Origin of the sequence: Xanthobacter pollutisoli (assembly GCF_040044995.1) — a bacterium.
In the GTDB taxonomy this organism is placed as follows: Bacteria; Pseudomonadota; Alphaproteobacteria; order Rhizobiales; family Xanthobacteraceae; genus Xanthobacter.
Genome location: NZ_JBDZDP010000002.1, coordinates 658,509 through 680,432, shown reverse-complemented (window position 1 = coordinate 680,432; position 21,924 = coordinate 658,509). Strand labels below are relative to the sequence as shown.

The 21,924-nt window shown below is 69.5% G+C and carries 13 protein-coding genes; 4 read left to right on the top strand and 9 right to left on the bottom strand.

Annotated features, from left to right (window positions below; all coding sequences use genetic code 11):
• Window position 1: 1 nt before the first annotated feature.
• From ABLE93_RS08565 to ABLE93_RS08525, 9 genes are all read right to left on the bottom strand, one after another.
• Complete coding sequence (locus ABLE93_RS08565) at window positions 2-1,315, bottom strand: aminotransferase class I/II-fold pyridoxal phosphate-dependent enzyme (protein WP_348839274.1); 1,314 nt, start codon at window positions 1,313-1,315, stop codon at window positions 2-4.
• Entirely contained in the window at window positions 1,312-8,640 is a 7,329-nt protein-coding gene (locus ABLE93_RS08560; protein ID WP_348839272.1) for an SDR family NAD(P)-dependent oxidoreductase, read from the bottom strand. Before ABLE93_RS08560 ends, ABLE93_RS08565 begins: the two co-directional genes overlap by 4 nt.
• A gap of 61 nt (window positions 8,641-8,701) precedes the next feature.
• Window positions 8,702-9,997 (bottom strand): glycosyltransferase family 4 protein, encoded by a 1,296-nt coding sequence (locus ABLE93_RS08555; RefSeq protein WP_348839270.1) that lies wholly within the window; start codon window positions 9,995-9,997, stop codon window positions 8,702-8,704.
• Window positions 9,994-11,757, bottom strand: coding sequence for a glycosyltransferase family 2 protein (locus tag ABLE93_RS08550; RefSeq protein ID WP_348839269.1), 1,764 nt, complete (start codon window positions 11,755-11,757; stop codon window positions 9,994-9,996). The genes ABLE93_RS08555 and ABLE93_RS08550 overlap by 4 nt, the downstream gene beginning before the upstream one ends.
• 500 nt (window positions 11,758-12,257) lie before the next feature.
• On the bottom strand, window positions 12,258-12,980 hold the full coding sequence (locus ABLE93_RS08545) for a CatB-related O-acetyltransferase (RefSeq protein ID WP_348839268.1): 723 nt from the start codon (window positions 12,978-12,980) through the stop codon (window positions 12,258-12,260).
• 83 nt (window positions 12,981-13,063) lie between these two features.
• Window positions 13,064-13,918, bottom strand: coding sequence for a beta-1,6-N-acetylglucosaminyltransferase (locus ABLE93_RS08540; RefSeq protein ID WP_348839267.1), 855 nt, complete (start codon window positions 13,916-13,918; stop codon window positions 13,064-13,066).
• A gap of 25 nt (window positions 13,919-13,943) precedes the next feature.
• A complete protein-coding gene (locus tag ABLE93_RS08535) occupies window positions 13,944-14,771 on the bottom strand; it encodes an ABC transporter permease (RefSeq protein WP_348839266.1) in 828 nt (275 codons plus the stop codon).
• A 3-nt stretch (window positions 14,772-14,774) separates the two neighbouring features.
• Window positions 14,775-15,431 (bottom strand): ABC transporter ATP-binding protein, encoded by a 657-nt coding sequence (locus tag ABLE93_RS08530; RefSeq protein WP_348839264.1) that lies wholly within the window; start codon window positions 15,429-15,431, stop codon window positions 14,775-14,777.
• A gap of 4 nt (window positions 15,432-15,435) precedes the next feature.
• On the bottom strand, window positions 15,436-16,719 hold the full coding sequence (locus ABLE93_RS08525) for a KpsE/RkpR family capsule polysaccharide export protein (RefSeq protein WP_348839263.1): 1,284 nt from the start codon (window positions 16,717-16,719) through the stop codon (window positions 15,436-15,438).
• Between the two features lie 244 nt (window positions 16,720-16,963).
• Here ABLE93_RS08525 and ABLE93_RS08520 point away from each other — a divergent pair, with 244 nt between their 5' ends.
• From ABLE93_RS08520 to ABLE93_RS08505, 4 genes are all read left to right on the top strand, one after another.
• On the top strand, window positions 16,964-18,574 hold the full coding sequence (locus ABLE93_RS08520) for a glycosyltransferase family 4 protein (RefSeq protein ID WP_348839262.1): 1,611 nt from the start codon (window positions 16,964-16,966) through the stop codon (window positions 18,572-18,574).
• Window positions 18,575-18,823: 249 nt separating this feature from the next.
• Complete coding sequence (locus ABLE93_RS08515; protein ID WP_348839261.1) at window positions 18,824-19,819, top strand: NAD-dependent epimerase/dehydratase family protein; 996 nt, start codon at window positions 18,824-18,826, stop codon at window positions 19,817-19,819.
• Window positions 19,744-21,084 carry a glycosyltransferase gene (locus ABLE93_RS08510; protein ID WP_348839260.1) on the top strand — a complete coding sequence of 447 codons (1,341 nt, stop codon included), beginning with the start codon at window positions 19,744-19,746 and terminating at the stop codon, window positions 21,082-21,084. The genes ABLE93_RS08515 and ABLE93_RS08510 overlap by 76 nt, the downstream gene beginning before the upstream one ends.
• On the top strand, window positions 21,065-21,922 hold the full coding sequence (locus ABLE93_RS08505) for a class I SAM-dependent methyltransferase (protein WP_348839259.1): 858 nt from the start codon (window positions 21,065-21,067) through the stop codon (window positions 21,920-21,922). Before ABLE93_RS08510 ends, ABLE93_RS08505 begins: the two co-directional genes overlap by 20 nt.
• Window positions 21,923-21,924 lie beyond the last annotated feature (2 nt).

The window sequence follows — 21,924 nt, the reverse complement described above, 5'->3', positions numbered from 1 at the left end:
CTCAGCCGATGAGCCCGATCCGTTTCGCTTCCTCGGTCAGCACGTCCAGCGCTTCCGCGATCTGTGCGGGGGTGTGGGCCGCCGACAGGAAGAAGCGCAGACGGGCCGAGCGGTCGGGCACGCCGGGGGGCAGGACGGGGAAAGCATTGATTCCCCGGGCTAGCAGGGTCTGGGCTAGCAGCACGGTCTTGATGGTCTCGCCGACGATCACCGGCACGATGCCGGATCCCCACGCCTGGCCCACATCCAGCCCGGCGGCGACGGCGCCGTCGCGGAAGGTGCGGCTGTTAGCCTGAAGGCGCGCGACGCGCTCCGGCTCTTCCAGCATCAGGGCGAGGGCGGTGCGGGCGGCCTCGGCCACCGGCACGGGCAGGCCGACGCTGTAGACCATGCCCGGCGCGAACGCCTTGAGATAGGCGACGAGGGCCGCCGGGCCGGAGATGTAGCCGCCACAGCTCACCAGCGACTTGGACAAGGTGCCGAACCAGATGTCCACCGCGCGCGGATCGACGCCCGCATGCTCGGCGATGCCGCGCCCGGTGGCGCCGAGCACGCCGAGGCCGTGGGCATCGTCCACCATCAGCCAGCAGCCGAACCGCTGCTTCAGCGCCACGAGGCGGGAAAGGTCGGGGCCGTCGCCGTCCATGGAGAACAGGCCCTCGGTGATGATGAGCACCCGCTCGAAGCGGGAGCGGTCGCGCGCCAGCATCGCCTCCAGCGCGTCGAGATCGTTGTGCGGAAAGGCACGGCGGGCGCAGGGGGAATATTGCGCGCCGAGCATTACGCTGTTGTGCATGAATGCGTCGGTGATGATGAGGTCCTTCGGCCCCATCAGGGTGGGCAGAGCGGCGATGGCGGTGGCGTGGCCGCTGACGAAGGCGACGGCGTCCTCCGCGCCGTAGACCGCCGCGAGGGCCTGCTCCAGCGCCCGGTGGGCCGGCCGCTCACCCGCCGACAGGCGGCTCGCCGACACGCTGGTGCCCCAACGCTCCGCCGCCTCGGCCACCGCGCGGGTGATGCGGGGGTCGCCGTTGAGGCCGAGATAGTCGTAGGAGGCGAAGTTGATCACCTCCTGGCCGGCGATGCGCGCGCGGGCGCCCGCCCGCATCTCGTGCATGCGGTGATAGGGGTTTTCGAGGCCAAGCACCTGTGCTGCCGCCTGCTGGGTCTTCAGCTCGGCGAAGCGGGGCAGGGTCTCGAAGGACAAGAGCTCGGGTCGGAGCGGTGCGGCGGCAGCAGGCGCGGCGTTCCCCTCGCGCATCTCGCCGATAAGCGAAGCGAGCTCGGCGTCCGATAAACCGCCGGCCGCGCTCACGGCACGGCCCGTGCGGCCTTGCGGGCCTCGGCGATGGCCTCGACGCGGGTGCCGATGCCGGCGTCGCCCAGCTCCACGCCGTGCTGCGCCGCCATGGCCGCTTCCGCGTCCGGAATGACGATGCCGGGGCGGGGGGCAGCAGGCTCCGCCGAGCTCTCGGCGCCGCGCAGGCTGGAGAGGGCGACGGCGGCTAGATCGTCCAGCGTGCGGCCGCTGCCAATGGAGAGCAGCGGCAATTCGATGCCGAACTTCTTCTCCAGCGTGAGGCGCAGCTCCAGGGCCATCAACGAATCCATGCCCAGATCCGACAGCGCCGCGGCGCCCGAGACCGTATCGGCCGGCAGGCGCAGGATGGCGCCGATCTCGCCGGCGAGCAGGGTGCGCAGGATGTCCCGTGCCTCGGCGTCGTCGCGCCCCGCCAGCTGCTCCATGAGATCGTCGCCGCTCGCGGCCGCCCCCGCCCCAGTGGTGGAGAACAGGCGGGGGAAGGTCGGCGTCTGCAGCACCGGCAACTGGCTGGCGATGGAGGTCTGGTTCACCTGGGCATAGACGCACACCGGATCCGCCGCCATGCCCTCGGCCATGCGCCGGCCGAGGAAGGCGAGCGCCTCGGCGGAGGCAATACCGGCGACGCCGGTGGCCCGCGCGAGGCGCTGGCCGAGTGCCTGGTCCTTGGCCAGCACGCCGGCATCCGAGATGGCCCCCCACGCCAAGGCGAGCCCCGGCAAGCCGCGGGCGCGGCGGTTGCGCACCACGCCCTCGAGGAAACCGTTGGCGGCCACATAGGCGCCCTGTCCCGGGCTGCCGATCATGGCCGAGGCGGAGGAAAAGACGACGAAATGCGCCACGGGATGGGCTTGGGTGATGCGGTCGAGGGCGACGACGCCGTCAATCTTCGGCGCCAGGACCGTGGCGAGCCCCTCCGGCGTGAAGCTCGGAATGGCGCCGTCCTCCAGCACCATGGCGGTGTGGATGATGCCGCGCAGCGCTCCATGTTCGGCCACCAGCCGGTCCACAAGAGCGGCGAGGGCCGCCTCGTCGCGCGCGTCCACCGCCTCCACGACGATGCGCGCCCCGGCCGCGCTGGCCGCGGTGATGCGGTTGGCGGCGGCCGGATCGCGCACCCCGCTGCGGGAGGCGACGGCGACCGTGCCTTGGGTCTGGCCGGCGAGCCAGAGGGCGGTTTCGAGGCCGAAACCGCCGGTGCCGCCCACAACCAGCCACAGGCCCTCGCCTGCGAGGGGCCCGGAGGCGGCGGCGGGGCGCGCCGCGCCGCTCTCGGCCGGGCGCACCACGATCTTGCCCACGTGGCGGGCGGCCTGCATCTGGCGGAAGGCCTCCTCCACGCTCTCGCCGGCCATCACCCGGTAGGGGATGGGGCGGAGCGTGCCGGAGGCGAAGGCGGCGGCGATGTCGCCCATCATCGCCTTGGCGCGCGCCGGATCGTGGGCGAGCAGCTGGTCGAGATCGACACCGAAATAGCTGAGATTGCGGGCGAACGGGCGCAGGCCGACGGTGGTGTTGGCGAGGAAGTCGCGCTTGCCGAGCTCGATGAAGCGGCCGAACGGCTTCACCAGCTTGAGGCTCGCCGCCATGGCTTCGCCCGCGAGGGAGTTCAGCACCACATCCACCTTGCCGTGGCTGCGGGCGATCTCACCGGCAAAGCCGAGGTCGCGCGAATTGTAGACCGCATCCACGCCCAGGCCGCGCAGCAGGGCCGCCTTCTCGGCGGTGCCGGCGGTGGCGATCACCCGCGCGCCACGGGACAGGGCGATGGCAACCGCCGCGAGGCCGACGCCGCCGGCCGCGCCGTGGATCAGCACGCTCTCGCCGGAAGACAGGCGGGCGCATTCCACCAGCGCGTACCATGCGGTGGCGAACGCTACCGGGATGGAGGCGGCGGCCTCCGGCGGCACCTGATCGGGCACCGGGAAGGCGTACCAGCCGGGAACGGTGACGTGGGAGGCGAAGGCGTCGGGCGCAAAGCCCATCACCCGGTCGCCCACCTCGTGCCCGCTCACCCCTTCGCCCACCCGCGTCACCGTGCCGGCCAATTCGAAGCCGAGGGAGGCGCCGGTGAGGCCGGGGCCGAGAATGTCGTCGTCCAGCGCGCCGAGGGCCAGCATCACGTCGCGGAAGTTGAGGCCGGTGGCAGCTACCGCGATCTCGATCTCACCGGCACCCGGTGCAATACGCGGCTCGGCCACCCAGTCCATGGAGCCCAGCGCGCCCTGCTGGGCGACCACGAGGCGGGTGCGCACGTCGTCGCCGGCGGGCGTGCGTGCCGCCTCGACGCCCCGGCGCACGCGCACCACGTATTCCCCGTCGGGGCGGGACACGCGCTCGGTCTCGGCGCCGGGATGATCCACCAGCCGGCGCACCCGCGCCGCCGCGGCGGCATCGAAGGCGTCCACATCCACGAGGCGCAGGTCGAGGCCTGGGTTTTCGTTCATGGCCACGCGGCAGAAGGCGCAGAGGGCGACGGCCGCGGGGTCCAGCGTTTCGCCGGGCTGGGGGCGCCCGCCGGCGGTCACGATCCACAGCCGAAGGTCCGGCCGGTCCTGCACCCGGGCGATCACGTCCTTGAGCTGGAGCAAAGCGGCCGTCACCTGCGGACGCGGCGCCTGGGCCGGGTCGAACACCATGGGCAACACCAGCGTCGCCGCTCCACCGCGGGGTGGCAACTCGGCCTCGGAAACGGCGCGGGTGCCGGGCTCGGCCGCAAGGAAGGCGGCGGCGAAATCCGGCGTCGCTTCGCCGACGAGCCACACTGGCGCCCGATCGGTTTCCGGCGCTGGCGCGAGCGAGCCGGCGACCGCGCTAGAGAAACCATCGCCGAGCGGAACCTGAGCGATGGCGCCGGCCCCGAGGCGTTCCAGCAGGCCTTCGGTCTCCGCCGCCGTGGGCGCGGCCGGCCCGCCGGTGGCGAGGAGCAGCGCCAGCGCGGCGTCGGCCGGCGGATGAGCCACCACCACGCGCGCCCCCGCCGCGCCGGGCGCGATACGCTCGATCGCGTCATGAGCCGTGTCGTCGATGGCAAGGGCGAGGACCAGATCCACGGCGGGCAGCGCACGGTCTTCGTCGGCCAGGTTGGCGATGGCGAAGGCTTCCGCCTGGGGCAGCAGGGAGAGGCGCTCGCAGGCGGCGGCGTCCGCGCCGGGGAGGGTCACCTGCGCCCTTCCACTGCGGGCGAACGGCGCCAGCATCTGGGCGAGCGCGTCGGTGGGCGCCGCCACGACCACATGGGGCGCGACGGGCGCGCAGGCGGCGATGCGCTCCTCCACCGCCCGGCGCAGCGTCCCGAGCGGCGCGCGGAAGGCGAAGGCGTCCGCCTCGAACAGGTCGGCGAGGGCCGCCGGCAGTGCGGTGTCCGTGCCCCGTCGGAAGGCCTCCGGCAGGCTGGCGGCGAGGTGGGCGGCGGCGCGGATCTCGGCCATGGCCGAGGGGAAACGGTCCACCAGGGTGCGGAAGATGGCCGCCGATGCCGGCAGCCGCGTCTCGCTCAGGCGCCATGCGCTGCCTTCGCGCGAGGCGAGGCTTGCGACGGTGAGCAGCTCGATCAGCCCGGCGACGCGGGCCTCGGCTTCGGGCGCGATCCGGCCGGTGGCGGCGAGGCGGGCGGGGTCGATCTCGCCCGCATCGGCCAGTGCCGCGGCGCACTCGTGCAGCGCCGAGCGCACGAAGCCGCGCAGCAGGAGATGTGCGTCGCCGGGCGCGGCGTCGCCCGCCAGGGCAGCGGCGTCCGCGCCGGGCGGCGTCGCGGGCGCGATCCGGGCTGGCTCGATGTCGAGGCGGAAGCGGCGCGCGTCGTCGTCGCGGCGGGCGAGCACGACCTCGCGCAGCACCAGATCCGCCACCTCCGCCACCACCGATCCGTCGGCAGCAAGCAGGGTGATGTCGACGACGGCGGTGAAGCGGTTCTCGCGCCGGCGGCGCAGGATGGTCTCCACCACCGCGACGCTCGGCTGCCAAAGGCGCAGCACGCCGATGCGCACGGGCAGGTGGGTGCGCGTCTCGCCCTCCACGCTCTTGGCGTCGAGGAAGAGCATGTGCAGGCCGGCATCGAGGGCGGTGGGGTCCAGGGTGTGCAGATCGGCGAAGGCGCCGAGCGCCACCGCGCGGGGCTCAAGGCGCGCAATGCCGCCGTCGTCGTCGCGCTCCACACCGCTTACGCGGCTGAAGGCGGGTCCGTAATTGAGGCCGCAGCGCCGGGCCGCGCCATAGACGGTGTCGGCATCCACCTGCCACGCCACGGCGGGATCGGGCAGGGGCTGGCGCACGGGCGTGCCCACGGCCGGGGCGAGGCGGCCCGTGGCGTTCAGCAGGAAGGCGCCGCCGCCCAGGCGCAGGCGGGACCAGATCTCGCAGGTCCGCGTGGTGGCGTCGAACCGGGTCGAGACTTCCCGCATGCTCCCTTCGGCGAGGGCGACGGGCCGCAGGATGTCGAAGTCCGTCAGCTCCAGCGGAATGTCGCCGAGCACGTCCCGGCCGACGGAGAGCATCATTTCGGCCAGCGCGGCGCCGGGCACCACCGCCTCGTCGCCCACCTTGTGGTCGGCGAGATAGGGCACGATCTCGGCGTCGATCCAGCTGCGCCATTCCGGCACGCCCTGGCTCACCCTGAGGCCGAGCAGCGGATGGGTCGCCGGCGCGTCATAGACCCGGCCGTAGAGCTCGATGGCCTCGCTGGTGTTGGGCAGGACATAGCGCTGGCGCTGCCAGGGATAGTGAGGCAGGTCGAGCGGGGAGGGCGGCGCCCCGAAGGCGATGTCCGCGTCGGGCACGAGCCCGCGCGCCACAGCCCGTGCCACCACCGCGCGCACCGGGTCGCCCGGGCTCTGGTCGTCGCGCTCGACGAGACTTCCCATGCACTCGGCGGTCACGCCCGCGGCGCGCAGCGTGTCGCTGGCGGCAGAGACGAGGATGGGGCGCGCCCCGATCTCGACGAAATGGGTGCCGCCGAGCGCTGCCGCGGCGGCGATGGCATCGGCGAAACGCACCGGCAGGCGGATGTTGCGCCACCAATAGGCGGCATCGAGCGCGGTACCCTCCAGCGCGGCGCCCGTCACCGTGGAGATGAAGGTCGCCTGCGTCGGCTGCGGCGCAAGGCCCGACAGGTCGTCGCGGATGGCCGCCTCGGCCGGGTCCAGCAGGTGGGAATGGAAGGGATAAGCGATGTCGAGAGCGACGGTGGCGAGGCGCTGCAGGCGCGCCGCCTTCTCCGCCTTGGCCATGGCCTCCAGCGAGCCGCTCAGCGTCACCGAATGGGGGCCATTGATGGCCGCGATGGTGAGGCTCGGATCGCCGAGGCCGTCCACGAAGGCCTCCGCCTGCGTCTCGCCGGCGGCCAGCGCCACCATGCGGCCCTGACCGGCGACGCTCTCCTGCCTGAGGCTGCGGTGATGGATGAGATGGATCGCGTCCGTCAGATCCAGCGCGCCGCTGGCCAAAGCCGCCGCCACCTCGCCAACGCTGTGGCCCAGCACCAGATCGGGCTTCACGCCCTCCGCCGCCAGGGCGGAGGTGAGGGCGGCCTGGATGGCGAACATCAGCGGCTGCGCCACCGATGTGCGTTCGAGCCGCGTCGGGAGGTCGGGCGCTTGGAGCGCCTCGGCCAGCGACCAGCCGGCGAGGGGGGCGAAGATGGCGTCGATGGCCTCGAAGCGCGCGCGGAAGGCGGCGTTGCGGGCCATGGCGGTGCGGCCCATGCCGACCCACTGGGCGCCGTTGCCGCTGTAGACAAACACGGTCTTGCCCGGCCGGAGATGGGCCTTGCCGGTGGCGAGGGCGGCGTCCGACGTCTCGCCGGCGGCGAAACCCTCCAGTGCCCGCGCCATGTCCTCAGCCGTGGTGACGGGAAGCGCCAGCCGCAGGTCCAGACCGTCGCGCTGGTGCCAGGCGGCGGCAGCGATGGTGCCGGGCGCTGCATCGCCGACGCGCAGGCGCCCGGCATAGGCCGTGGAGAGGGCGCGCAGCGCCTCCTGCGAGCGGGCGGAGAGGCTGAGGACACGCGCCTCGCTGGTGGCTGCCGGGGCCGGCGAGGGCGTGCGCAGCACCACATGGGCGTTGGTGCCGCCGAAGCCGTAGTTGCAGATGCCGGCGAAGGGAGTGCGCACGGCGTCCACCGCCATCTCCTCGCGCGCCGGGGCGAGGCCGAGGGCGGCAAAGTCGATATGGGGATTGAGGCCGTCGAGATAGAGCGTGCGCGGCAACACGCCGTGGCGCAGGGCCAGCGCCGACTTGAGGAGGCCGGCAAGGCCCGAGACGCATTCGAGGTGGCCGATGTTGGACTTCACCGAGCCCACCGGCAGCGGCGAGGACCGGCCTGCGCCGAGGACGGTGCCGATGGCGTGCGCCTCGATGGGGTCGCCCACCGGGGTGCCCGTGCCGTGGGCCTCCACGAAGGCAAGGTCGTCGGTGCGGATGCCGAGGGCGCCATAGGTGGCCGCCATCAGCGCGCTCTGCCCGTCGGCGGATGGAAGCGAGATGCCCGAGGTGCGGCCGTCCGAATTGACCGAGGCGGCGGCAATCTCGGCATGGGCGCGCTGGCCGCTGGCGCGGGCGTCGGAGGCCCGGCGCAGCACCAGGGCGATGGCGCCTTCCGAGCGCACATAGCCGTCGGCATCCGCAGAGAACGGCCGGCACCGCCCGGTAGGCGACAGCATGGAGGCGCGCGAGAAGCCGATGAACGGCGCTGGCGACAGCAGCAGGTTCACGCCCGCCACCACGGCGGTGTCGATCATGCCCGCCTTCAGCGCGGCCGCGGCCTGCGCCAGGGCGACGAAGGACGACGAGCAGGCCGAATCCACGGTGAAGCTCGGCCCGCGCCAGTCATAGATGTAGGAGATGCGGTTGGAGACGATGGACAGGGAATTCCCTGTCATGAAATGGCTCTCGATAGCGGCAGGATCGCCCGAGGCGCCGGTCTGATAGTCGACGTTCGAGGCGCCCACATAGACGCCGATCTCCTGGCCCGCGGTGCGAGAGGGCGGCAGGCCGGCGTCTTCCAGCGCCTCCCACACCACCTCCAGCAGCAGCCGCTGCTGCGGGTCGATCTGCTGCACCTCGCGCGGCGAGATGCCGAACATGCCGGGATCGAAGGCGAAGGGGTCGTCGAGATAGCCGCCCGCAAAGGTGTAGCTGAAGCCGGGCTCGGTGCGGCGCGGATGCAGGGCGCGCTCCACGGGCCAGCGACCGGTGGGCGCGTCGGCCACCGAGGACTGGCCGGCACGCAGCAGGCGCCACAGAGCATCCACGCTGTCGGCACCGGGCAACCGGCAGGCGTGTCCAATGATTGCGAGATCAGGCGCGATGAATGAACTCAAATGACCGATTCCCGATGAGCGCCGCGCCCCGCGACATGAAAGTAGCCACCTAACAAACGCCTCAGACCGTGCCGGCGATCCGTGCGGCCGGCCGTCGCGGCACGTCGGGGATGCCCTCGACGGTGCCCTGGGCCCAATCCAGATACTGCCGGGCGGCGGATTCCAGCGGCACCGGAGCCTTCATGGAGCGGTAGAGGCGCTCCCAGCGCTCGGGGTCACCGGCCGTCAGCAGGGTCTCGCCCCAGTCGGCGGCGTTGCCGACGCCCACATGGAGGCCGTCGAGCCCGTCGCGGACATGCTCCGCCATTCCGCCGATGTTGGAGCACAGGAGGGGCCGCCCGAAGCGCAGCGCCTCCTGGATCACCACCGGGGAGTTCTCCCACCACACCGAGGGCACCACCACCCAGTCGATGCGGGCCATGCGGCGCTGCAGGTCGTCGCGGTGGTACGCGCCCGGCCAGTGCAGCACGCCCTCTTCCATGAGGGGCCGCCGCAGCGCCTCGATGCGCCCGCGGAAGCCCTCCTCCTGGATCTCCAGATTGGCGCCGTGGATCTCCACCTGGATTTCCTTGCGCTGCTTGCGGGTGAGCCCGGTAAGCGCGGTCAGGAGCACGTCCACGCCCTTGAACGGCGTCACCTGTCCGAAATAGGCGAAGCGGTTGCGCCGCCCGTCCGCGGGCAGAGCGCGCGGCGGCAGGCGGGGACCCGCCGGCTGGCCGTTCTCGATCATCGTGATCTTCTCCGGGGCGAGCCCCCAGGAGATGTAACGCTGGCGCAGGAATTCGGAGGGCGCGACGAAGCGGTCCACCGCATCCAGATGGCGCTGGATGAAGTGCTTGCGCAGCCAGAAATCTTCCTCGCTGTGCTCGGGGAAGCAGGCGTTGCAGGCCTGAAGCGTCTCCTCGAAGCACAGCTCGCGGCTGCCGCGCTTCACCATCTGGCCGTTGTTGTGGCAGATGGCCTGAAATTCGTGGAGCGTCAGTACGATGCGCGCGGAGGGGCAGGTCCGGCGGATCTCCCGCAGCATCTCGAGCCCCATGTGGGCGTAGTGGTGCACAAAGACGATGTCGGGCTTCAGCCGGGCGAGGAAGCTGCGGAACGGCCCGGTCACGCTGTCGCGCACCGCCGAGCGGAAGCGGAACCAGTCGGACATGCCGGTGCGCCAGAGATATTCATCCTCCCGCAGCACCGTCACGAGCCCGCTCGGCGCGGTGCCGCCGTGACGGGCCAGGAGGGCCACCTTCCGCGTCATGCCCTGGTCGCGCAGGGTGGTGAACAGCTGGTGCGCCGCCACCTCGGCGCCGCCGGCGCTGAAGTCGCGGTGGCCGTGGGCGATGACGAGAACCGTCCCGATCATGCGGGCATCTCCTCGCCCCAGGAGGCCGCGTGGCGCTCGATGGCGCCGCGCCAGCGTTCCTGGTGCAGCCAGGCGTTGAACAGCATCACGCGCATGCGGAACTCGCCGGTGCCGTGCATGCCGAACGACTGGCGCTCGAGATGGGTCAAGGCGATGTCCGGGCAGACGCCGACGCGGCGGCCGGACGCCTCGACCTTGAGGCACAGATCGGAATCTTCGAAGTCGCCGATGAGATAGGCCTCCGAGAAGCCGCCGAGGGCCGCGATCTCGGCCCGGTCGGCGATGAGGCAGGCGCCGGTGGCGGCGGGCCACTCGCGCACCGTGCCGGGGATCGCGTCCTCGGCCGGAAGGCCCTTGCCGGGGTGCTGGTTCAGCCACACGCCGTAGGTGCCGTTGAACTCGAAGGTCATGCCGTCGTGCTGCACGCCGCCGGAGGGAAACAGCAGCCGGGTGCCGAGCAGGCCGAACTCGGGATGATCGTCCAGCCGCCGGCTGAGCGCCTCCAGCCAGCCCGGCGCCATGGGCACCACATCCGAATTGAGGAACAGCACCTGCCGCCCGCGGGCCAGCGAGAGGCCGAGATTGTTGGCGCCGGAGAAGCCGCGGTTGCGCCCGCCCCAGACCACGGTGATCGGCACGCCGTAGAGCTGCCACCACATGTCCAGCGCCGCCAGCACGGGCGCGCTGATGCCGGGATCGTCCACCACGTAGATGATCTCGCAGCGGTCGCGGATGAACGGGTCGTCGGCGAATTCCAGCAGCTGATGCTCGACGAAGTCGTAGCGGCCGAACAGTGGGATCAGCAGCGACACCTCGGGCTCGGCCGGCACCCGGCCGGCGCGGCGCACCATGGGCGGGGGGGAGCCGTGCTCGTGGGCGCGGGTGATGAGGGTGCGCAGAACCGCGCCGTCATGGCGGCTGAAGCGCTCCACCATCTGCTCCGCCGGCACCGGCAGGCCGAAGGACCAGCGGGCATAGCCCACGGGATCGAGCGGCGCGGCCTCCACCACCCGCTCGTGCAGCAGCACCAGGTCGTCGCCGTCACGGGCGAGGAGGCGCACCATGTGGCCGGGCCCGAGCGGAGTGGGCAGCGCCTGGAGAAAGCCGGCGTCAGCGCAGGCTGCGCCGTAATCGCCGGCGAAGCCGTCGAAGATGTCGCCGCGGTTCCAGCGCATGGCGGAGGCGAGGGACTGCCAGTTGCCCGCCTCGTCCACGAGGTGGAGGTCGGCCTGCCCGAGACTCCAGCCGATGCACAAACCGCCGGCCCCGGGCACGGCCTTCACGATGTCCATGTGCCCGAGCGGTGCCCCGGGGCGCGACGCGGGCGCGGCGGCCCGCGCCACGGCGGCGAGATAGGCGGGGGTGCTGCGCAGGGCATCGAACAGCGGACCGCGGGCGGCGGCATATTCGGCGAGGATGCGGCCGAGGTCCGGCTCAAGCCGGTCCGCCGGGAACTGGGCGATCTCGCTCCGGCGCATCCGCTCCGCCCCGGCGCGGGCGACGAGACAGGCGCTCGCAGGCGGGTCGCGGAAGGCGAGGAGGAAGCCGTGGACCGGCCCGGCGAAGGCATAGGCGGCGCTGACGTCGGGCCGCGGCACGTTCACCCGCACGTCCGGCGCGATGGGGCCAACTGGCCCCTCAAGCGCCAGCGTGGCTGCACCGGCGGACCAGCCCGTCACCACGACCAGGTCGGGGGCGTAGAAAATCCGGTCGAGGCCGAGTCCGCTGAGAAAACGTCCGGCAGCATCGGGTTCGACCAAGGGGAGCCAGACCGGACCGCCTAGGGGACCATCGGAGGCAGGGGTGTCGAATGCCTGGGCGGTAGCGGGAGCTTGGCCGGACAAGGCGGGGCTCGTCTCGGGCGCAAGCCGGGCCTGACCGTCTGGTCGCAGCAGATTCGTGAGCCAGCTCATGCCCTTACCAGTCAATCCCCGATTCTGCGGACGCACGCCCTAGTGTACCTTCCCCAAACATTCAATTAAAGGATCAGCAAGTTTGATGTCAAACGCTTCGCTGCGGTGCAACTATCGGATGGGATGTAGGTTGTTACCACTGTTCGAGGGGATTGCAATTGACTCCCGGTGCTTGTCCGAGCGTAAGGCAGCGCGCATGCGGCACTTTTGCCGCACCCGTTCTAACAAGAGAAAACAGGCCGACCCGGTTCCCGGCGCCAGACAGGATGGCCGCCCGGAGGATCGTGGGCCAGCGCGTCGCGCAAAATGCATGGAGCCAGATTGCCCGAATGGCTCCAATGCCGAACCTAGGCGAGCGAGCCGAGCGTCACCGGCGAAGGGTCGTAAGGTTCGAGCGAGCCGGCCTCTACGGCACGCTCCAGGGCGTCGAGGCATTCGGGCAGCGCGGTGACTGGAAAGCGGGCAAGGTCCACCAGCGCAAACCGCCACCACGCGAGGCGCTCGAGGCGAATGATCGTCTCATGGTCGAACCGGTAGCGGATGAGCCGCGCGGGATTTCCTGCGACGATGGCGTAGGGGGGCACGTCGCGCGTGACGCACGAAAGGGCGCCGACGACCGCCCCGTTTCCGATGGTGACACCCGATGCCACAAAGGCCCCTTGCCCGATCCACACATCGTTGCCGATCCGCACCGGGGCGACGCTCTTCTCGAAGGGGTGGAAATCCTGCGAGGCGGCACCCGAGGTCAGCACGTCCCAGCCGTACAGCCCCGGATTCTCGAAGCTCGAACTGGTGGAGAGGCGCCGCATGTCGTGCTCGTTGGCGCCCAACGTGACGAAGGGCGCAAAGGAGCCGTAGCGCCCGATTTCCACCCAGGTGACGTGGCCGGGGCCGTGGATTTTCGTGAACGCGCCGAAGCGGGAGGGAAATTCGAGGCGAATCTCCTTGGTGACGAGCGTCGGGGGCTCAAACGAGAGCTCAGGGTGCGCCGCGGGCGAGAGATTGTGACCAACATCGATGCCGCGCTGCCGCAAGGTTTCTGAGACGTAAGTGGACAAAGAAGCCGACATGGAGAAGTACCGGTTGAGTCGCTAGGCGACCGATGCGCTGGTCCCTATTTGGGCGAGGCGAGATACGGATCGTGGCGGTTGTTCTAAGCGCGAGCCAGCTCGCGGATATAAGCCTCGATCTCGGGGACCCCTACAGGCACTTTTCGCAGCATCGGCGCACCGTGGGTTTCGGCGGCCGCTATTTCTGCGACCGACTGAAAGACATAGGGCTGCGGATACCGCCCAAAATCAGTGTAAACCAGCGGGCGCGCGTCAGGGAGATTGCCGAGAACCGTATGTAAATACTGCTCCTCAGGGATGGCGCTAAACTCGAAGCTCTCGCGAAGATGCTCATCCTGCTCGTAGCGCGAGATGAATTTATCGATGGAGGCTCGTGTTAAGCCCCACCATGTACCTCCGGTAAACATCTGATGGATTGGGGCTTTGCCGCGCTTCATCAATGAGTCCAGCCGCCCAACTGCGGTCACCATGTCGGGCGTCCACTCGCGTTGATTGATTTCACAGTGACGGGGGGTAGTAGCGAAGGAGTCGTAGAAAAAATACCGGGTATACCTGGTGAGGCACTCGATCCGGTCCGACGGATAGATTTGGATCCATTCGGTAGAGCTACTCATCCTCTCGCAGAACGTGCTGCGCCCCAGTAGGGGAATGGTATCCTCCGTTATGAACAGGATCCGCTCATAATCTTTTGTTGCCACAGCCTGTTTGATCGTCGAGACGCAGGCCTTGACCGTGTTGAAGCCACCCCAAAAGATTGGATGGCGCTCTGCTGCAAGCACAACATTCGGATGCAGAGATTGGACATCCACGTAGGGAGAAATGTCTGATTTTGCATCGACATGCAGATACAGATCGGCCGCGTCCCGAAAATATTCCGCCAGAACAGCTGCCCCTGCTGGGTTCTTCATGTACGCAAGACATGCAACCGCGATTTTCATCTCCACCCTTCCTTATTCTTTTGATTCACACCACTTTTCGCACAATGGGGATGAATATCATACCTACGGCCAGCAGGACTAAAATAGAAACATACAGAATATACGGATCGAAAAACGAGCTAGAATATTCAGAGTAATACGCAACGCGTAGACAGTCGATTATCTGACATAATGGGTTATAAGAAAGTATCGTTCTGACAACGTCGGGCAGGCTATCGGGAAGAAAAAATATACCTGAAATTGCCCAAAGTAGAGGGCCGATTATATTTCCAAACAAAAAGGCAACCGGTGCGAACGCTCCGAGGGCGCCGAATGCCAGTCCCGTCGCAATTCCCAAAATCCAGGATAGAATGAGGGCGAAGACGAAGCCACGCCAGCTATAAATCAATAGGTCATGGCCGAGAATGGAAAGCGTAGCCAGAACGATAATGACGACTAGAGTTCCTGTCACGACCTCAAGAATTATTCGAGCTGCGAAAAGGTCGAATACATCCACGCCCGGAAAGTAGAGCAGAGGCCTATTTTGTGCGAGGGTGAGCATAATCTGACGATGGCTGTAGAGCCAGAGGATAAAAGGCAGGACGCCGGTCATGAGGAACACGGCATTGTCTGACCCGAGAGGCGCTGGGCGCCCCAGGAGGAGGGTGACTCCGATCGCTACAGTCAAATGCCCTAGCGGCATCACCAGCCCCAGCAGGAACCCGAAATAGCCGGTGCCGAATCGGGTCTGGAGGTCGCGCATGATGACGGCGCCCACCACCCGCGCATGCATGGATGAGGCGGCGGACCAGCTTTCGGCGGCGTGGCGCGAGGGGCGGTCGGCGGGGCGCACGTGCGACATGGGGCGGGACATGGCTCAGGCCTCCATCATCTGGCGGTGGACCTCGATGGCGTCGTTGATGTCCTCGAACACCATCAGCCGGCCTTTCTGCAGCACCATCCCGGCCGTGCAGTAGTCCTTGATCGTCCCGGTGGAATGCGACGCCATGATGAGCCCGGCGCGCGCCCGCCGCTCGGCGAAGGCGCGGGCGCACTTCAGCTGGAAGCGCGAGTCGCCCACGGCGGTGATCTCGTCCACCAGGTAGAAATCGAACTCGATGGCCATGGACACCGCGAAGGCGAGGCGCGAGGTCATGCCCGAGGAATAGGTCTTCACCGGCATGTCGAGGTCGCGCCCGAGCTCCGAGAAGTCTTCCACGAACTCGGTCACCTCGGCGATGTCGGCATCATAGACGCGGGCGAGGAAGCGCACGTTCTCGCGCCCCGTCATCAGCGGATGGAAGCCGCCGGCGAAGCCCAGCGGCCACGACAGGCGCACCGAGCGGTAGATGCGGCCGGAGGTCGGCGCCTCGGTGCCGGCGATGAGCTTGAGGAAGGTGGACTTGCCGGCGCCGTTCTGCCCCAGAAGGCCGTAGCTGGTGCGCGGGTCGAGGTTCACCGACACGTTGGAGAGCACCACCTTGCGCCGGAAATGGGTCCAGTAGGTCTTGGTGAGGTGGTCGATGACGATCATGCGCTCACGCCTTCAGGTGCCGCATGAGTTCGAAGGCCGACACCAGAAGCAGCCAGGCGAGGGCGAACACCAGCGCCGCCGCCATGGGCATCCAGAAGCGGTGGGGCCAGTCCGCCTCCTGCGCCAGCACCGGCTTCACGAAGGTCGCGAGATACATGCCCTGCCGCTCGGCGGCGATGCGCGCCTGCTCCAGCGCGGCGGCAGCGGCAGTGTACTGGCGCTCGGCGATCTGGCGTTCCAGGTCCAGCGTGTCGTAGCGCGTCATCACCGCCGAGAGGGTGTCCTTGTCGGAACCCGGCCCGGTGGTGAGGCGGGCCTTGAGGATGGCGATGTTCTCGCGGATCGCCTGCCGCCGCGCCTCCAGCAGGGCGAATTGCGGGGCGTCCGGGCTCAGCATGCGGCGGGCGGTGGACAGCTCCTGGTCGATCAGCACCTGGTCGCTCTCCAGCTCGCCGATGAGCTTGCCGATGCCCTCGTTGGTGCGGGAGGGGTCGATGACGCCCACCTCGTTGCGCAGGTCGCGCACCGCGGACCGCGCCTTGCGCAGGCGCTCCTCGGCCCGCGCCACCTCCTTCTCGCTCTGGGCGATGGCGTCGGTGCGGGTGCGCTCGCCGAGGCGGTTCACCATGTCCTCCGACAGGCCGACGATGGCCTGCGCGATCTTCAGCGAATCCTGCGGCGAGAAGGCCCAGACCCGCACCGTGATGATGCCCGACGGCGCCTCGATGGCGGTCTCGATCTGCTGGCGCCAGCTCTTCTCCAGCCGCTCGATGGGCTTGTTGGGGTTGAAACGGGAGAAGAAGTCGATGTCCGGCCGCGAGAACAGCTCGCGCAGGTGGATCCGCTCGTCGAGCGCCGACACCACGGCAAGGCTCTTGACGTAATTGGCGATGATGAGGCTGTCCTGCACCTCGGCGAGGCCCTGGAGCCCGGCGGCGCCGGCGAGGCCCTCCAGTCCGGCATGCTCGGAGGCGCGCACCGCGAACCGCGCCTCGGAGAGATACTGGCTGGACGCGAAGAAGACGAAATAGATCGCCACCAGCAGCGAGGGCACCACCGCCACGGCGATGAAGCTCGCCATCAAAGGCAGGCGGAACTCGGCGATGGCGCGGACCTCGGCGCCCCAGAAGGCGGCGGCGGAAGGCCGCACCACCGACTGGCGCATGCGCGCCGCGCGCGCCTGCCGGCGCAGCTCCTCGCGCAGCCGCGCGTTCCGGCGGATAAGGCCGTCGCGGGAGCCATCATGCGCCGGCAGCCGCCGGGCCGATGACGCGACCTCCTGATTCACCTTCAAATCCTCCCGCCGCCAAGCTGTCCCCGATCGCCGGCGCGCCTTCAACCCATGGACGCAAGTCCATGGCGGTACTAGCAGCCGGCGACGTTGTGTGTCTATCCTAGCCCATGGCCGCGCCGGACGCCGCCGGCCCGCGCCGGGGCCGTCCGGTCGTCGGCCGCCGCATCGTCCGCGACGAATCCGTCCGAACCGAGACGCCTTGACCGAGACGCCCGCGCCCACCCATGAGTTTCACCCCATGAGTTTCGCGCCAACCCCCGCGCCGGGCCTGCCTGTTGCCGCGCCGGCCCCTCAGGCGGCGCCCGAATCCCCCGTGTCCGCATCGCTTGAGCCGGCGGCCGAGCGCGGCCTTGCGGAAGGCGAGGGGCATGCCCTGCGCGAACAGCTTGACCGCATGGAAGCCCTGCTCGCCGCGCTCGTCGCCCGGCAGGACGACCTCGCCGCCCGGCTCGAGGCCCTGCAGGACCATGCCAACCTCGTCGGCTACAAGGTGGAGCAGCTCGCCGCCGGGCCCCCGCCGCGTCCGCCCCTCGCCTTGCCGCTGCCGCTGTCCCGCCTGCGCGATCTCGTGGTGAGTCCCGGCCCAGCGCTGGCCCATCTGCGCGCTATGGCGGAAGCCGCCGTCCTCACTGGCACCGCCAGCGTGCGCGACGCCTCCGGCGCGCTGCATGCCCGGGTGCGGCCGGGGCGGGTGGCGCGGGTCTTCGGGCGGGACTTCGCGACCTTGATGTTCGGCACGAGGGGGGTGGTCTACCGCGTCCGTCCCCATCATCCGCCGGTGCCGGCGCGGCCGAGGGTGCTGCACGTCATCCCCAACGTTTTCGTCGGCGGGTCGACGCAATTGGTGGTGGACCTGCACGAGCGCCTCGGCCACCGCTACGACATGCAGGTGGTCACCGCCGCCTTGCCGCCGGGCGGGCGCCATGAGGGCATGGTGATCCACCAACTGCCCCTCGGCAGCCCGGCCTCGGCGTTCGCGCTGGTGCTCGCCGCCGTCGCACCCGATCTCATCCACTTCCATTACTGGGGCGGCAGCGACCGGCCGTGGTACGAGGCGGCGCTCGAGGCCGCGCGGGCCAGCCCCGCCACGCTGGTGGAGAATGTAAACACGCCGGTGGAGCCGCTGCGTGACGCGCGGCTGCACACCTACGTCTTCGTTTCCGACCACATCCGGCAGGTCTTCGCGCCGGACGTGACCAACGGCCGGGTGATCCACCCCGGCATCGACCTCGACCTGTTCGCGCCGCGTCCGTTCGCCGCAGATTCCGGCGACACCATCGGGATGGTCTACCGCCTCGATCGCGACAAGCTGGACGATGCCTCCATCGAGCCGCTGATCGCCGTGGCCCGGCGGCGGCCGAAAACGCGGGTGCTCGTGGTCGGCGACGGCGACTTGCGGCCGGTCTTCCTCGCCCGCACCGTCGCGGCGGGCGTGCGGGACAATTTCGAGTTCACCGGCACCGTGCCCTTCGCGGCTCTGCCCGAGCTCTACAGCCGTTTCCGCCTGTTCGCGGCGCCGGTGGTGCAAGAGAGCTTCGGCCAGGTGACGCCCTTTGCCATGGCCATGGGGCAGGCGGTGGCGGGCTATCGCGTGGGTGCCTTGCCGGAGATCCTCGGGGGCAGCGAGACGCTGGCGGACAACGCCGATGGCCTCGCAACCCTCATCACCGACCTGCTGGATGCGCCGGACCGGCTGGACGAACTCGGCGCCGCCAACCGCGCCCGTGCCCGCCTCTTCGGGCTCGAGGGGATGATCGCCGGCTATGCCGACGTGTACGCCCAAGCTCTCGGTCGTCCGTGCGATCTGATGCCGGGATTCCCCCCGGCCGAGCTGTACGCCGAAGTGTGACCCGCAAGACACGAGGCCGATTTTCCCCGCAGCTTGGCAATGCCGCAGTGCAAAATGTCGTATGGCGGTTGTAGGCGTTTCTCGCTACGGTAGCAGGGAAGGGCAGGAAAATCGGCCGCACCGCCGCCTCTTGAGGGCGTCCTGGGGGCTTTTGGATCTGCTGTTCGCGGGGCTTCACCCGGTGGCGGATTCATACCCCGTCGCCTCAGAGGAGAGGTGCGGGGGCGGCCCCGTATCTCCGGGTTCTGAATGACTTCACTGGTAGTTGGCGGCAGCGGCGTCATCGGCCGTCGCCTGTGCGAGCGCCTGTCGCGCAGCGCGGTCGGAACCATCGCGACGGCCCGGACCCTCGTGGACCTGCCGGCCGTGCCCGGCCTGCGGTGGCGCAGCGTCGACCTCGCGACCTTCGAGGACTGGGACGAACTCCTCGACGGCGTCGACACCATCTACCATCTCGCGTGGTCCAGCATCCCCTCCAGCGCCAGCCTCGATCCCTCCCGCGATATCCTGGAGAATGTGGTCGGCAGCGTGCGGATGATGGAAGCTGCCCGGCGCGCGCCGGGCGTGCGCATCGTGTTCGCGTCGTCCGGCGGCAGCGTCTACGGCCCGGCGGATCATTTGCCCGTCAGCGAGCTGCATCCCACGCGTCCACTCAGCGCCTACGGCATCTCCAAGCTCACGGTGGAGCACTATCTGGAGAAGTTCCGCCTGCTGTACGGCGTGGACGGCATTGCTCTTCGCGTCGGCAATTGCTACGGCGCCCGCCAGCACGAAACGCGCGGCCTCGGCGCCGTGACCCTGTTCGCCCGTGCCGCACTGAGGGGCGAGCCGCTCAAGGTGTTCGGCAGCGGCGCGGTGGTGCGCGACTTCGTGCATGTGGACGACGTGGTCTCGGCCATGATCGCCGCCGGCACCCGCCACAATGTCGCCGGCCCCATCAATATAGGGTCAGGCGTGGGCCATTCGCTCATGGACGTGATCGCAAAGCTTGAGCGCGTCGTGGGCCGTCGCCTGCCCATCGAGCGGGTCGCGCCGCGCCAGTTCGACGTCTCGGCTTCGGTGCTGGACATTCGGCGCGCCGACGAACGCCTCGGGTGGACGCCGGCCATCGACCTCGATCTCGGAATCGAGATGCTGCTCAGCGAGCTGAGGACCGAGCTGGACGTGCAATGCGGATCGCTCTTTTCGTCCACTGCTATTATCCCGAGCACTTCTACGGCACTGAAAGTTACACAAGAACCCTAGCGCGCGAGCTGGCCGCGCTGGGTCACGAGCCGGTGGTGGTGGCGGCGACCTTTCCCGGCGAGCCAGCCCAAGACAGCCTCGTCGAGCGCTACAGCTTCGATGGCGTGCCGGTGATCCGCATCGACCGCAACGTCCATCCCAATACCGGCGTGCGCGATACCTACGACCTGCCGGCGCTGCGCTTCGTGCACGAGCGGATCCTGCGCCATATCCAGCCGGACATGGTCCATGTCTGCCACCTCATCAACCACACCACGGCCCTGCTGGAGGTCACGCAGCGGCTCGGCCTCACCACGGTCGCGTCGTTCACCGACTTCTTCGGCTTTTGCTACAACAACAAGCTGAACGCCGCCGATGGCAGCCTCTGCCGCGGCCCGGACCGGTTGCGCGCCAATTGCGTCGCCTGCGCCTTCTATCCGGCCGAGACGAGGGGGGCCTCCAGTGCGCTGATGCGCGCCGTCGTGCCTCGCGTCGTCGCGCGGGCGCCGGGTCTCGCGCCGGCCGAATGGCGTCCCACCATCGCCGCCCTCGCCGCGCGCCCCGGCCACCTCGCCGCGGCCTATGGGGCGTATGCGGGCGCGCTGGTGCCCACCCGCTTCATGCGGGAGAGCTATGCCCGCAGCGGCATCGACGTGCCCACGGAGCTGTGCCGCTTCGGCATCGACATCGACCGCGCGGCGAAGCCCGTGCGGGACGGCGGGCCGATCCGCCTCGGCTTCATCGGCCAGCTGGCGCCCCACAAGGGCCTCCACCTCCTGCTCGATGCCCTGCGGCAGGCGCAGGCGGGCGCCTTCGCCCTCGACGTCTATGGCGACGAGCGCATGGACCCCGTCTATGCGGCGCGGGTGCGCGGGCTTGCCTCCGGGCTAGACGTAACGTTCCGCGGCACCTTCGCTATCGAGCGCATTGCCGAGGTTCTGGCCGGGCTCGACGTGCTGGTCATTCCCTCCACATGGGTGGAGAACAGCCCGCTGATCCTGCTCCAGGCGCTTGCGACCCACACACCCGTTCTGGTGGCCGACGTGGAGGGCATGAGCGAGTTCGTGGAAGAGGGGCGCAACGGCTTCACCTTCGAGAAGGGGTCGGTGCCGGCCCTTGCGGCACGCCTGGCGCGCCTTGCTGCCGAGCCGCAGCTGGCCGGCGCATTGGCGGCCACGACGTCCTATGAGCGTACATCGCGTCATATGGTCGACGATGTGGTCGCCTTCTATGATCGCGCCCGCGCCGGCGGAGCCGGGCGGGACCATGCAACGCAGACAAGGTGAGCAGATGGCGGATGCGGCGGGAAGCGACGACGTGCTGGCACGGGCGCCCATCGGCATTGCCGGGGATTTCGACGGCTGGCTGGCGCTGAACCTTGCTGCCGAAGCGCCCGAAGGCGCCCTCGCGCCGTTCCCGCCGGTGGAGCTGATGCACAACACCACCGGGCTGACCGAGCCGCGCGACTTCGCCAGCCATGGCGTCGATTTCATGCGCGCCCTCCAGGCCCTGAGCCCGGCCCCGCTGCGCGACTATGCCGCCGTGCTGGACTTCGGCGTGGGCGTCGGGCGCGTGGCGCGCCTGTTCCACGGCTTTCGCGGGCGCTACGTGGGAATGGACGTGGACACCCGCCATATCGCCTGGGTGGGGGAGAACCTGGACCATGTGGAGGCGGTGGCCAACACCCCCCGCGCGCCGCTTCCCGCCCCGGCGGCGAGCTTCGATGCGGTCATCTCCATTTCGGTCTTCAGCCATCTCAATGAAGAGGATCAGCTGTTCTATCTCGCCGAGCTCAAGCGCGTGACGCGGCCGGGGGCGCATCTCTTCCTCTCGATCCACGGGGACCGCGCCTTCGAGCGGGCCTGCGGCGAGCCGCGCATCTTCGACATGCTGGCCATTCCGCAGGACCGGCTCGACGCCGCCGCCCGCGAGATGACCGAGGGCCGGGGCTACGCCTTCATCCGCCAGGACGGCCATCTCACCAGCGACGCTTACGAATACGGCATCACCTTCATCTCGAGCGCTTATGTGCGCGCGGTGTGGAGCGGCTTCTTCGAAGTGGTGGGCATCGGCGCGGGGGCGCTGCACGATTTCCAGGACGTCGTGGTCCTGAAGGCGAGGTGAGG